The organism is Nocardia sp. NPDC050406, assembly GCF_044459025.1.
Classification (GTDB): Bacteria; Actinomycetota; Actinomycetes; order Mycobacteriales; family Mycobacteriaceae; genus Nocardia.
Map to the genome: position 1 here is coordinate 1,489,846 of NZ_JBITIM010000002.1, position 13,091 is coordinate 1,502,936.

Consider the following 13,091-nt stretch of genomic DNA (forward strand, 5'->3'; position numbering starts at 1 on the left):
TACGCCGCTGACGGCGGTGCCCGTGCGGCGTGAAGCCTTCGACGACCGGGCCCGGACCCTGGCCGCGAACGCCGACCGGGCCTGGCCCGAGCCGCGGGTGCTGCTGATCGAGGACGATCCCGGCGACGCGCTGCTGGTCGAGGAATTGGCCATCGACGGCGCGCCCGGCTGGCAGCTGCACTGGGTGCGCTCGCTCGCCGAGGCGGCCGACTACCTGCGCACCGGCAGCCCCAATTGCATTCTGCTCGACCTTCATCTCCCGGACGCGCAGGGTCTCGAGGCCCTGGCCCGGGTACGCGGCCTCGCCGATGTGGCGATCGTGGTACTCACCGGACTCGACGAGGAGCACACCGGGATGGCCGCGGTCGCCGAGGGAGCACAGGACTACCTGATCAAGGGACGCGTCGAACCCGAATTGTTCGGGCGCGCGGTGCGTTACGCCATTCAACGCAAACAGGCCGAACGCACCAGCGCGGCGCTACAGGCCAGCCAGATGCGCGCCCAGGAGAACGCGCGCCTGGAACGCGGCCTGCTGCCCACGCCGCTGCTGCCCGCCGACAGCGGCGTCGCGGCCGTCACGCGCTACCGGCCGGGCCGCGCGCACGCCCTGCTCGGCGGCGACTTCTACGATGTGGTCCAGGACGGCGACGGCGTCGTCCACGTGGTCATCGGCGATGTCTCCGGCCATGGGCCCGATGCGGCGGCCGCCGGTGTCGCGCTCCGATTGGCGTGGCGCACTTTGGTTCTCAGCGGCATCACCGGCGAGCGGCAGCTGCGGCTGCTGGAACAGGTGCTCTTGGCCGAACGCGTCGACGTCGCGACCTTCGCCACCGCCACCTGCCTGGAACTGCATCCTGAGGACCGCTCGGTGCGTGTCCTGCGCGCGGGCCACCCGGGCATGCTCATGCGCTGCGACGGCGAGATCTCCTGGGTGGAGGTGCCCGGCGGCCCGGCCCTGGGCTTCCTGCCCGGCCGCGCCGGATGGCCCACCCACCGCCTCGCACTGCCCGCCGACTGTGGTCTGATGCTGCTCACCGACGGTCTCTTCGAAGGCCGTGTCGACGACAGCGGCGACCGCCTCGGCGAGGACGGGCTGCTGAAGGTGGCGCGCGAAGTGCGCGCCGAGAGCCCGGACAGCTTCCTCGACACCTTGATCACCGAGGTCGAGGCGCTCGCCGCCGGAACCGGCGGGCTCGACGACGATGTCGCGATTCTGTATCTGCACTGGACGAACGACGGGGAGAGTTGATGGCGTTGCTCGGCGGACTGATCGCCGGAATCCTGCTGGGGACGATGGTGACGACGGTGGTGGTGCGGCGGTCGTTCGTGGGCCCGCTGCGCGCTCTCACCGAATCGACGCAGCGGGTGGCGGCCGGGGATTTCACCCACCGCATCGATCCGCGCGGCCGGGCCGATATGGCGGAGCTGGCGGCGGCGATCGACCTCATGCGCCGACAGATCCTCGCCGAACTGGACTCCTCACGCGTGCAACAGGCGCAGGTCGAGGAGCAGCGGGCGGATCTGGACAGCCAGGCCCTGGAATTGCGGCGCTCCAATGCCGAACTCGAGCAGTTCGCCTATGTGGCCTCGCACGATCTGCAGGAGCCGCTGCGCAAGGTGGCCTCGTTCTGCCAGTTGCTGGAGAAGCGCTACGGCGATGTCCTCGACGAGCGCGGCAAACAGTACGTGCACTTCGCGGTGGACGGGGCCAAGCGGATGCAGGTGCTGATCAACGATCTGCTCACCTTCTCCCGGGTCGGCCGGGTGATCACCGGCCACGAACCGACCCCGCTGGACGAGCCGCTGGACCGGGCATTGAGCAACCTGTCCGAGATCGTCGAGGAGAGCGGGGCGAAAATCGTTCGCCCGGAACGGCTTCCCGAGTTGGAGGGGGAGCCGGTGCTGCTGACCATGCTGTGGCAGAACCTGATCGGCAATGCCCTCAAGTTCCGCAGCCCGGATATCGCTCCGGTCATCACCATTTCGTGTGACGAGACCGGCGACGGCTGGCTGTTCTCGGTGTCGGACAATGGAATCGGCATCGAACCCGAATTCGCCGAGAAGGTGTTCGTCATCTTCCAGCGGCTGCACGGCCGCGGCGAATACGGCGGCACCGGAATCGGTTTGGCGATCTGCAAGAAGATCGTCGAACATCACGGCGGCCACATCTGGATCGACACCGACTACACCGACGGCACGTGTTTCCGCTTCACCCTCGCCGCCCCCACCGACACCGCGGTCGGCGCCATGCCGATCGCCGAAGGAGCTCAGTCGTGACCACACCCGGCCAGCCGATCAACATCCTGTTGGTGGAGGACGATCCCGCCGATGAACTCATGACGCGGGAAGCCTTCGAGGACAACAAGATTGGCAACAACCTCCATGTCGCCCACGACGGGCAGGAGGCGCTGGACTTCCTCTACCGCGTCGGACCGCACGCCGACGCGCCGCGTCCGGATCTGATTCTGCTCGACCTCAACCTGCCCAAATACGATGGGCGCGAGGTGCTCGGCAAGATCAAGGCCGATGCCGAACTGGCGCATATTCCGGTGGTGGTGCTCACCACCTCCGCGGCCGAGGAAGACATTCTGCGCAGTTACCAGCTGCATGCCAATGCCTATGTGACCAAGCCGGTGGATCTGGACCAGTTCATGGCCGCCATCAAGCAGATCGACGAATTCTTCGTCCAGGTGGTGCGGTTGCCGCGGCAGTGACTCGGAAGCCCTGCCGCGGCAGGGCACTCAGTGCGAGGCGTTGAGCTCGTCGGCGGCCAACGCCTCGTCCAGGGTTTCGAACAGGGTGACCGCCTCGTCGAGACCGGTCACCTCGATGGGGCGGCGCACCTGCGGGGAGGCGGCGATGCGCAGCGGTCGCGGTGCGGCGGCCTGCGCGGCCGTCATGAGGGCGCTCAGACCCACCGAACCCATGAACCCGACCGTCGTCATATCGATGACGGGGACTCGGCCCCCGGCCAGCGTCTCTTCCAGCGCGGCCTGCAGCTGCGGGGCCGAGGCGATATCGATCTCGCCGGTCGCGGTCACCACCATCGTGCCGCCCCGCTCCGTCACCGCCACGCTCAGAGTTCGCGAAGTCCCGTTGTCGGTCACCATCGAGTCCTTTCGTTCGCGTCCATTGCTCCAGTCCATCATGTGCGGCCGTTTCCGGCCGCGCACACACCGCAGCGAACGGCCCGGAGTTGGTCGTCATAGGGCGTCTACCCGGTGATCGAGATTTCAATCGTGTGAGTTGCGACTCGAATACCTCACGGGTGCACGGGTATTGCTAAGAGCAAGAACGTGAGCAGGTGGCGAACGCGCCGCGAGCACCGTGCGGCAGGAGGGCGGCGAAGTCGATGACGACCCCGCAAGTGCGACAGAGGGAGATGCCAGCGCCACTACGCATGGGGCTGCCCGCCGTGGCCGCGAGCCTGGCCACGGTGCGGCGCTTCCTGCGAGAGTGGTTGCCGCGCTCGGGACTCGGGCCGGTCGAGGTGGAGGATGTGGTGCTGGCCGTCTCCGAGGCGTGTACCAACGCCGTCGAGCACGGCTACCGCGATCGGCCGGGCACGGTGTTCGTCGAGGCCGAGGCCACCGAATCCGATATCCACATTCTGGTGCGGGACCGCGGCCGGTGGGTGCCGCCGCACCCGGAGGTGAATTCACTCCGGGGGCGGGGGTTGGCGCTCATGCGGGCCCTGGTGCCGAAGGTGACGGTGCACACGGGGAATTCGGGGACCTCGGTGGAGTTGTGGGTTCCGCTGCCCGGCTGATCACCGGCTCAGCGTGAAACCCGGGTAGCCGCCCTCGCGTTCGGCGTCGCAGCGGCGGCGGTAATTGCCGAAGCCGCCGATGTAGGGCATGAACACTCGCTTCTTGCCGTCCACGTTCGCACCCAGGTACCAGGAGTTGGCACGCACGAACAGGGTGCCCTCGGCGACCTCGGTGAGGTGGTCGGTCCACTCCTCGGCGGCCTCGGGGCGGGCCTCGACACGGGTGATGCCGTTGGCGCGGCAGTGCTCGATGAGCGCGAGCACCCAGTCCAGCTGCTGTTCGGAGTGCAGCGCCATATTCGCCATGACCGACGGGGTGCCGACGCTGTTGACGCTGAACATATTGGGGAAGCCGGGGATGCCGAAGCCCAGGTAGGTGACCGGTCCGTCGGCGAAGGCATCGTGTAGTCGAATGCCGTTGGCGCCCTGGGGGTCGATGCGCAGCAGCGCGCCGGTCATGGCGTCGAAGCCGGTGGCGTAGACGATGACGTCGAAGTCCAGGAGGCGGTCGGCGGTGCGGATGCCGGTCGGGGTGATCTCCTCGATGGGTTCGCGGCGCAGGTTCACCAGCGAGACGTGGTCCTGGTTGAACATCTCGTAGTAGCCGACATCGGTGCAGATGCGTTTGGTGCCGATGGGGTGGTCGGTGGGAATGAGATCGGCGGCGACGGCCGCGTCGGCGACCTTGGCGCGAATCTTGGCCTCGGCGAATTCCCGCACGATGTCATTGGCCGCCATATCGCTGTTCTGGTCGGGGAAGACCTTGTTGAACAGCACGCCGCCCTCGTTCCAGCGCTGCTCCATGGCGGCGAGGCGCTCGTCCTCGGGCAGCTCGAGGGCCTTGGTCTGAATGCTCGGGTGCGGGGTGGCGGCGGGGGCGTAGTAGGACTTCTCGCGGCGCTGCGAATACGTCTCGCGGATGGTCTGCTGTTCTTCCTCGGTCCAGGGCCGGTTCGGCATGGGCACGCTGTAGTTGGGCGAACGCTGAAAGACGGTGAGGGCGGCGGCATCCCGCGCCAGTAGCGGCGAGACCTGGATGCCCGAGGAGCCCGTGCCGATCACGGCGACGCGCTTGCCGGTGACGTCCACGCCCTCCTCGGGCCAGCGCGCGGTGAACAGCTCGGTCCCCGAGAAGGTGTCCGCACCAGGGATATTCGGTCGAATGGGCTCGGACAGGCAGCCGGTGGCGAAGACGACGAAGCGTGATTCGACGGCGTCGCCGCGATCGGTCCGCACGGTCCACAGGGCGGTGTCCTCGTCGAATTCGGCGGCCGTGACCCGTGTTTCGAACCGGTAGTGCTCGCGCACCGCGAACCGATCCGCCACGTGCCGCAGGTAGGCGTGGATCTCCGGTTGGGCCGCGAACCGCTCCGTCCACGTCCAACTCCGCTGCAACTCCGGATCGAACGAGTACGAGTAGTCCACGCTCTCCACATCGCATCGGGCTCCCGGATACCGGTTCCAGTACCAGGTTCCGCCGACATCCGCGCCCGCCTCGATGCCGAGTACCCGCAACCCCGCTCGCGCCGCGTGATGGACGCCGTAGAGCCCCGCGAATCCGGCCCCGACCACCACCACGTCGTACCGGTTGACCCCGCTGTTGGACCGCATGCTCGCCCTCTCACCCATTCGTCCAGAGATATTTCGAATAGGCATATGGTCGAGGGCCGCGCGCCTGGCCGCGACCCTCTGTCTCACTGATCAGGAGCGCCCGCGAGGCGCGATTCGGAGGCGGGCCGAGTGGTGCTGGAGGCTATTCGTGCGGAGGTTCGCCGGTGACCACGTGGTCGGCGTGGTTGAGGCCCTCGCGGACCAGGCGGGCGAGGTGGCCGTCGCGCAGGCGGTAGATGATGCGGCGGCCCTCGCGGCGGGTGTGCACCAGGCCGGTGAAGCGCAGTTTCGCGAGATGTTGGCTGACCGCGGTGCGGGAGCCGCCGACCGCCTCGGTGAGGGCGGTGACATCGGCTTCGGCGTCGGCGAGGAGCCACAGGATGTGCAGGCGGGTGGGGTCGGACAGCATGCGGAAGGTGGCGGTGGCGGCATCGAGGTGCGCCTGGTCGGGGGCGATGGGGTGGACGAGGCTGGCGGCCGGTGTCGGAGTGCCTTCGCGCGCCATCGCTCACCTCTCTGCCGAAACCACCTCGCGGCCCGCCGGTGCGGACGCGGGCCACACCCGGGCGGCCGTCGTAGCCGCAAGTGTAGCGAGCACGGCCAGCGTCGCCGCCGAGGCGAAGAGCCCGGCGAACGCGCCCAACCATCCGGCAATGGGGTAGGTGACCAGGAACGCCGCGTGCGAGAGCGAGAACTGCGCCGTGAAAACCGGTGCGCGCGTGTCGGGGGTGGAGTGGGCGCGCAACAGCCGGGCGGAGGGGGTGCTGATCATGGAGGTGCCCGCGCCGAGCGCGAACCAGGTGAGCGCCAGGAGCGGCCAATTCGCGAGCGGGGCGAGCGCCGCCGCCGCGACCAATCCGAGGGGCAGCACACGGCTTCCGGTGAGCATGAGCCGTCGGTCGCCGATCGCCCGGAGCGCGCGCGGCGCGGCCAGTGCGACCGCCATGGATCCGAAACCGAAGCAGCCCAAGGCCGAGGCCACCTCGGTCGCGGACCCGCCGAGCAGATCGCCCACGTACACCACGGTATTCACGATGACCAGCGCCGATGCCGAGGCCACCGCGACATTCAGGGCGAGCAGACCGCGCAGCGGGGGATGGGTGAGCATGACGCGCGCGCCGTCGGTAATGCGCCGCGGCAGCGGTTGCGACCGGTCGGGTGTGGGCTGAGGCGGGAGCCGGGTGCCGAGCACCAGCATCGCCGACACCGCGAAACCCGCTGCGGTACCGACGAACAGCAGGTTGTAGCTCATGACCGTCAACAATGCGGCCGCGACCACCGGGCTCAACAGTGACTCCAGGTCGTAGGCCAGGCGCGAGAGCGACAGCCCGCGCGTGTAGTCCTCCTCGTCGACCAGCACGGAGGGAATCACCGACTGGAACGCGGGCGTGAATGTCGCCGACGCCGACTGCAGGACGAAGATGAGCACATAGACCTGCCACGTCTGGGTGACGAATGGCAGCAGCATCGCGACCAGCACCCGCACCGCGTCGGCCGACACCAGCAACGCGCGGCGCGGCACCCGATCCGTGAGCGCCGAAATCGCGGGGGCCCCACCGACATACGCCACCATCTTGATGGCCAAGGCGGTGCCGAGCACGGCACCGGCCCGATCGCCCGCGATGTCGAAGGCCAACAACCCGAGTGCGACCGTCAGCAGCCCGGTCCCGACCAGGGCGACCACCTGCGCGGTGAACAACCGGCGGAACTGGTTGTGGCGCAAGGGGTGGGTCATGGGGACCACGATAGGTGATTAGGTGCGCAGATGTGCACTTATTGTCTTGGCCTGAACGGTCGCACATCGCGAACAGACGCCAGTTTTCGCCCCCTCACCTCGAATATTGACCGCCTAGGCCAACTTTCACTCGGCGGGCGTCACCAAGCGCCGCGCCGCCTGAACCGTCGCCTCCCGCCGCGCCGCCATCCGACCCGGTGAATGCCGCGCATGAGTCGCCGCGGTGCGCGCCAGATCGGTGAGCATGGTCAACAATGTGGCGGGCTGGAACTCGCCGGTCACCACCCCCAGCTCCTGGGCCCGACGGATCTCGGCGAGCTTGGGGGCCACCACCCGGCGGATCACCTCCTGTGTGGCGGCATCGGGCGCGGGTTCGAGGTCCGCCCACGCCTGGAGTCGGGCATGGTCGGGGTGGGCGAGGTAGTGGTCGAACAGGCGGCCGACATACGCGGGGAGGTCATCGGCGGTCATGGCGGTCTCGACGGTGGTGCGGGTCATCCAGTGATCGGTGACGGCGGTGTAGAGCTCCTCTTTGCTCGCGAAGTACGCGTAGAGGCGGTCCTTGCTCGCGCGGGCCGCCGCCGCGATGCGATTGATCCGTGCTCCGGCACGCCCGTATTCGGCGAATTCGGCCTGCGCGGCCGCGAGAATCCGCTCCCTGGTGGCATGTCCGGCCGCGCGCATGGCGTCGATAGTAGCTTGCCGAACCAGTTGGTTCGGCACTAGAGTCGCGAACCAATTGGTTCGGCAAGAAATGGGAGGTGCGAACCATGGACGCGGTCGATCGGTTCGGCGAATTGCGGTCACGGGAGGCGGTCACGCCCGAGGAACTCGACGCGGTGTGGGCGGCCCTGCCCATCGTGCGCGCGGAAGACATTCTGGGCGGATGGGTCGGCGCGGCCTTCCAGACCGGGCATCCGCTGTGCCGGGCGCTGCCCGCCAGCCGCTGGCACGGCAAGCACTTCCACTCGGTGCTCGAGGCCCAGCCGCTCATCTGCCGCGCCGAGGACGGCACGCTGTTCTCCAATACCGAACTCGGCAATGGTGAAGCGAGCCTGTGGAATATCGAATTCCGCGGCGAGGTCACGGCCACCATGGTCTACGACGGCAAACCGGTCTTCGACCACTTCAAGCGCGTGGACGAGCGCACCCTCATGGGCATCATGAACGGCAAACCCGACCAGGTGCTGTGGCGCGGACAGCACTTCTACTTCCTGCTCGAACGGGACGCCGCATGAGAATCGAGGCGCTGCTGTCACGAGATCCGCTGTCGCCCTTCGCCGTCGAACACGTCGAGATCGACGCGCCGCGCGCTGGCGAGATTCTGGTGCGCATCGAGGCCAGCGGTATCTGCCACACCGATCTGGTGAGTCGCGCCGCGGGCAGCGCCGAGCGGCCGGTGCTGCTCGGGCACGAGGGCGTCGGCGTGGTCGAATCCCTCGGCGCGGGAGTCGATTCGGTCCGTGTCGGGGACCGGGTGGTGCTGACCTTCCGCAGCTGCGGAACCTGCGTCAACTGTGTGGCGGCGCGTCCCGCCCACTGCGTGAAATCGGTGCGGCTCAATCAGTTCGGGCCGCGGGCCGACAGGTCGCCGCGCATCACCGTCCATGGTGGGCCGGTGCTCGACGGCTTCTTCGGGCAGTCCAGTTTGGCGCGCTACGCGCTGGTGACGCCCGACAATGTGGTGGTCGTCGACCCGTGGCTGGACCCGGTGGTCGCGGCTCCGCTGGGCTGCGGATTCCAGACCGGCGCGGGTGCGGTGCTGAATGTGCTGCGGCCCGAGGCCAGCGAGGCGTTCGTCATCTACGGTGCCGGTGCGGTCGGGTTGGCCGCGCTGCTGGCGGCCCGCGCGGTCGGCGTGACCCGGATCGTGGTGGTGGAAACCGCTGCGGGGCGGCGGGATACGGCGTTGCGGTTGGGTGCGGCCGCGGTCATCGACCCGACCACCATCGATCTGGTGTCGGCGGTCCGCGAGGCCGGGGGCGCGGCGCGTCATGCGCTCGACACCACCGGTCAGCCGCAGGTGCTGGCCGCCGCCGTGCGGGCGCTGGCTCCCGGCGGCACCGTGGTGGCCGTGGGCTTGGGGCGAGGTGTGGCGGACCTCGATGTGAACGAGATCGTCTTGCCCGGCAAGACGATTCGCGGCTGCCTGGAGGGTGACAGTGTGCCGCGCACCTTCATTCCACGGCTGGTGGAGCTGTATCGCGCGGGGCGATTCCCCATGGACGAACTGGTGACGGCCTACCCGTACACCGATATCGAGGCCGCACTGGAGGACCAACGCGCCGGGAAGATCGTCAAACCGGTGCTGACCTGGTGATTACCAGCCCGTGTCGAAATGTGGCACGGGCGGTGCGGCGGCGGGCCTATCCTCGCCGGTATGGGGAGGAACCGCGCAGCCTGGCTCCTGGTCGCCGCCTCGGTGGCCGGTGGTTGTGCCGTCGGCGGTGACCCGCGGCCGACCCCCGGCCCGCTGGACTCGGTGGTGCGCGAGACCACCGCGCCGGGGCCGACCACCTCTCGGTCGGCGACCGATCCGCTGCCGCTCTGCGGCGAAATCGGCTCCGGCACAACACCTCGCGACTGTCGGCTGCAATCCCACGATGCCGTCGGCGTGACCTTCGAAGTGCGGCGCGGGGCGGCATCGACCATCACCATCGATGTGCTCGCCGACGGCGCTCGGGTGCAGACGCTCACCGAGCGCGATGTGCGGCACCCGTCCGATCCCTCGCTGCGCGATGTGGATGGCGACGGCCGCGACGAATTGCTGGTGCCGATCCAGTTGGCGACCGCGAACACCCGCTTCGCCGTGTACCGCGCGACCGAGTCCGCTACCGAGTTCCATCGGTCGGGGGAACTCACCGGCGTAGGAATCGACACCACGGAGGACGGCTACGTCGTGACGCCCGCGCGCGTCGACTACGCAAGTTGGGATATCGCATTCTTGCGTTTCACCGACGACACGTTGGATCCGGTGGTCACCGCTCAGGTCCGGTTGCTGCCCAGCGAGGGCGGGGCGCCGCCGGTCAGCGAGTGCACCCTCGTCGACGCGGGAGGTTTGCACAGCACCGGTCTGACCTCGCTGGAAGCGGCCCGCGAGCGCTTCTGCGCGGAACCCTCGGTACAACGGGTCATGCGTCGCTGAATATCCGGGGCGCAATCGGTAATTCCCCCGATGTCACTATCGTCGCCACCGGCGAGGATAGAGCGCGACAACAGAATCTGGCCGATTCGGCACACCGCCGACGCGGCCGCTCCGGGTAGTCGACCGACACTGCCTCGCCAATGACGTCGAGGTACAGCACAACGGCGTGCGACAGTCCAACGACCCCCGAGCGGAAGCAACGCCCCGGCTGCCGAATACGCCCGACCGAAAGTTTGTCGGGCCCACCCCGCCCATCGGGACGCGCACCCCCGATCGGGTGGGTTGGCTCGATCCCCGGGCACGGCATCCTCGTGATGCCGTCCCGTCGGCGATCGTTCGTCCTGCGTGTGTACCCCGCGGCGAACGATCCCGCGGGTGCGGCGGCCGACCACCGCACCCGCGTAGCCGCCGAGTCCACGAACCTTGCGTAGTCGCGTCGATGACCGCTTGGCGGCTCGCGCAACGAGTGTTGCCGCGCGGCGGTTGCCGTCGACGAGCGTTTCCTGGCACCGCCCACGGGTATTCGTCACATCGCTACCGCGACAGGCACCACCCCGACAGCTGCTGGCGGTTCGTTGCGCTCGCGGCGGCGAGATCGGTTGCGGCGGGGTCAGATTCGCGCGCCCTTCACGCGATTGCAGGCGCGGCAAAGGATTTGGAGGTTTGCCGCGCTGGTCGCGCCGCCGCGGCTGAGGGGGATGATGTGGTCGAATTCCAGGTAGTGGCTGTCGCCGCACTCCACGCATTTGCCGCCGTCGCGCTGCCAGACCTCGGCTTTGACCTCCTGGGGGATGCTGCGGGTATCGCGCTGGCCCGGGGTGAGGGCGAGGCGCTTCGCCACTCGGAGCGCGCCCTCGAGCAGGGCTGCCGTGTAGTCCGGGTCGGCGACGTCGAAGACCGCGCCGCCACGGGCCGAGGTGGCGGCGAGTGCTACGCGGCCGCGCTCCGAGGTCACCGAAACCACTCGGCCCCAAGGCATTTCGATACCGGTGTCCACGCCGACGAAGCGCAGCTTCTTGTTGCTGCCGATCAGCCGCCCTTCGGTGAGCTTCGGTCCGCGCGCCAGCTGTCGGATGTGAATGGCGGCGACGTCGAGGTGCACCTTCTCCTCCGGATCGAGGTGCAGCCCCACCGCCCGGATGACCGGCAGTTCGCCGCTGCGCAACCGTGACAGCGTCCGCCCCCGGTGCATGCGCCGCCGCAGATCCTCGATGAGCGGTCCGCTCAACTCCAGTTCGTTCACGGCCACGTCGAAGGCGTCCATCTCCGCCTGCTCGATGGTGCCGTCCGCGAAGGCGAAGGCCACCAACCGCTCCACGTGATCGTGCCCGATCGCCCGCAGCCGCTCGAGCCCCCGACCGCGCTCGATGCGCTGATACCGCAGCGCGGTCCACACGCCCTCCCAGTCGTCCCCACTCGCCCCGACCGTCCGCAACACCCGCTCGGCCCGCCCCACCCAGCCGATCAGATACTCGTCGATCTCCTCCGCGCACTCCCGACACCGCGTCGGCCGCCCGAACAGCCGCCACCGCCGCGCCCGCCCACACCGCGGGCAATGCCGTGCGTCCGCCGACGGCACCGGCCGCCGCGCATCACTCCACGCCTGCCCGTCCCACCACCGCAGCTGACTCGAATCCTCCGGATCCACATGCCAATTCGCCCGCTCCGCATCCGGCGGCGCGGGCACCGGCGCCGGAACCTCCCGCGACTCCCGCTCGAGGGAAAACCCCCGCCGAGCACGCCGCTCCCACGGAGCCGAACCAGACGCCCCACCCCGCGCGCCCCCACGCCCCTCCTCGTCGTCCGCGCCGCGTCGGTCGGCTCCTGTAGCGCCTTCGCTGGGACCCGAGGCCCTCCTGCGCCGGTCGGCTCCTGTCGCGCTTTCGCTGGGACCTGAGGCCCTCCCACTCTGTGGCGGTCCCGGTTCGTCCTCGCGTGCGCCGGATGTCCTGCCGCGCCGCGCCGTGCCTGCGCGCTCCGCATCCGGCTCTTCCAGGCCCGAGCGAGTAGCCCTACGCCATACCTGGTCGTCGCCACCCTCCCCGGCCTCATTCACATCCGGTTCGTCGGTATCGAGTTGATCGACCCCGCCCATTTCCCGCCGGTCGCCCGCACCCCGCCGACCAACGGCCTGTCCGCCCCGCCTCGCCCCGGCCCCGGGTTCCCGCTCCTCGCCCGGATCATCCACCGCCACCCCGAATTCGGTGACGATCCCGGCCAACCCGCTCGCCCACCCCTGCGCGACCGCGCGGAAGCGCCACTGCCCGTCGCGGCGGTAGAACTCGCCGAACATCATGGCCGCCACCGCATCCGAGTCGGCGATCTCGAACCATGCGACCGGGCGGTTGTGGTCGAAGACGGTGAGGATGAGGCCGGGGATATCGGTGAAGGACGCGCCCTCGACCGACCCGGTCACCACGATTCGCGCGATCTCGGATTCGGTGCGCGGCAGCGAGACCGAGAGCCGCGCCGTGCCGGGCGCGGGTTCCTGATCGAGCGTGACCGCCTGCGAGATGTGCCGGGGCGCGTTGAAGAACACGAAGTCCCGGTCCGACCGCACCTGCCCGTCCGCACCCAACAGCAGCGCGTGCGCGTCCACCTCGTGATCCGATTGCCACGAAAGGACAACGGTCAGAAGCGAAGTCGGCACGGGCGCATGGCCACCCTTGGTCAGTTTCATCAGCGTCGAACTATGCCATGTGCCTCCGACACGCCACGCCGAGAGACAAGACCGGTCGGTCTGATCCAGCGCGTGGTGGCGCGAGCCCGTGCTGACAGCTCGATATCGGCACGGGACTCGCACCATATTCGAGGCGCTCAATTCGGACATG

General features: G+C 68.9%; 13 protein-coding genes. 7 read left to right on the forward strand and 6 right to left on the reverse strand.

Annotated features, from left to right (window positions below; genetic code table 11):
* Positions 1 to 16 precede the first annotated feature (16 nt).
* From ACIBH2_RS20085 to ACIBH2_RS20095, 3 genes are read left to right on the forward strand one after another with little or no spacing between them, the layout of a single operon-like run.
* On the forward strand, positions 17 to 1,249 hold the full coding sequence (locus tag ACIBH2_RS20085; protein WP_397119441.1) for a PP2C family protein-serine/threonine phosphatase: 1,233 nt from the start codon (positions 17 to 19) through the stop codon (positions 1,247 to 1,249).
* On the forward strand, positions 1,249 to 2,277 hold the full coding sequence (locus ACIBH2_RS20090) for an ATP-binding protein (RefSeq protein ID WP_397119443.1): 1,029 nt from the start codon (positions 1,249 to 1,251) through the stop codon (positions 2,275 to 2,277). The genes ACIBH2_RS20085 and ACIBH2_RS20090 overlap by 1 nt, the downstream gene beginning before the upstream one ends.
* Positions 2,274 to 2,714 (forward strand): response regulator, encoded by a 441-nt coding sequence (locus ACIBH2_RS20095; protein ID WP_397119445.1) that lies wholly within the window; start codon positions 2,274 to 2,276, stop codon positions 2,712 to 2,714. Before ACIBH2_RS20090 ends, ACIBH2_RS20095 begins: the two co-directional genes overlap by 4 nt.
* A 27-nt stretch (positions 2,715 to 2,741) precedes the next feature.
* Here the strand turns inward: ACIBH2_RS20095 and ACIBH2_RS20100 are convergent, their stop codons facing one another.
* A complete protein-coding gene (locus tag ACIBH2_RS20100; protein WP_397119447.1) occupies positions 2,742 to 3,107 on the reverse strand; it encodes an STAS domain-containing protein in 366 nt (121 codons plus the stop codon).
* A gap of 275 nt (positions 3,108 to 3,382) precedes the next feature.
* Between ACIBH2_RS20100 and ACIBH2_RS20105 the strand changes: the two genes are divergently transcribed.
* Complete coding sequence (locus tag ACIBH2_RS20105) at positions 3,383 to 3,769, forward strand: ATP-binding protein (RefSeq protein ID WP_397119449.1); 387 nt, start codon at positions 3,383 to 3,385, stop codon at positions 3,767 to 3,769.
* Here the strand turns inward: ACIBH2_RS20105 and ACIBH2_RS20110 are convergent, their stop codons facing one another.
* From ACIBH2_RS20110 to ACIBH2_RS20125, 4 genes are all read right to left on the reverse strand, one after another.
* Positions 3,770 to 5,380 carry a flavin-containing monooxygenase gene (locus ACIBH2_RS20110; protein WP_397119451.1) on the reverse strand — a complete coding sequence of 537 codons (1,611 nt, stop codon included), beginning with the start codon at positions 5,378 to 5,380 and terminating at the stop codon, positions 3,770 to 3,772.
* Positions 5,381 to 5,522: 142 nt separating this feature from the next.
* A complete protein-coding gene (locus ACIBH2_RS20115; protein WP_397119453.1) occupies positions 5,523 to 5,885 on the reverse strand; it encodes an ArsR/SmtB family transcription factor in 363 nt (120 codons plus the stop codon).
* A gap of 3 nt (positions 5,886 to 5,888) precedes the next feature.
* The gene (locus ACIBH2_RS20120) at positions 5,889 to 7,115 is read right to left on the reverse strand and encodes an MFS transporter (protein ID WP_397119455.1); all 1,227 of its coding nucleotides are present in this window, start codon (positions 7,113 to 7,115) and stop codon (positions 5,889 to 5,891) included.
* A gap of 126 nt (positions 7,116 to 7,241) precedes the next feature.
* Positions 7,242 to 7,799 (reverse strand): TetR family transcriptional regulator, encoded by a 558-nt coding sequence (locus ACIBH2_RS20125; protein WP_397119457.1) that lies wholly within the window; start codon positions 7,797 to 7,799, stop codon positions 7,242 to 7,244.
* A gap of 86 nt (positions 7,800 to 7,885) precedes the next feature.
* Between ACIBH2_RS20125 and ACIBH2_RS20130 the strand changes: the two genes are divergently transcribed.
* The 3 genes from ACIBH2_RS20130 to ACIBH2_RS20140 are packed head-to-tail and all read left to right on the forward strand — an operon-like array spanning position 7,886 to position 10,260.
* Positions 7,886 to 8,353, forward strand: a complete 468-nt coding sequence (locus ACIBH2_RS20130; RefSeq protein ID WP_397119459.1) for a DUF4334 domain-containing protein — start codon at positions 7,886 to 7,888, stop codon at positions 8,351 to 8,353.
* Complete coding sequence (locus tag ACIBH2_RS20135; protein ID WP_397119461.1) at positions 8,350 to 9,435, forward strand: NAD(P)-dependent alcohol dehydrogenase; 1,086 nt, start codon at positions 8,350 to 8,352, stop codon at positions 9,433 to 9,435. Before ACIBH2_RS20130 ends, ACIBH2_RS20135 begins: the two co-directional genes overlap by 4 nt.
* Before the next feature lie 60 nt (positions 9,436 to 9,495).
* Entirely contained in the window at positions 9,496 to 10,260 is a 765-nt protein-coding gene (locus ACIBH2_RS20140) for a hypothetical protein (protein WP_397119463.1), read from the forward strand.
* Between the two features lie 610 nt (positions 10,261 to 10,870).
* Here ACIBH2_RS20140 and ACIBH2_RS20145 read toward each other — a convergent pair.
* Positions 10,871 to 13,090, reverse strand: a complete 2,220-nt coding sequence (locus ACIBH2_RS20145; RefSeq protein ID WP_397119465.1) for a TerD family protein — start codon at positions 13,088 to 13,090, stop codon at positions 10,871 to 10,873.
* Position 13,091: the final 1 nt, after the last annotated feature.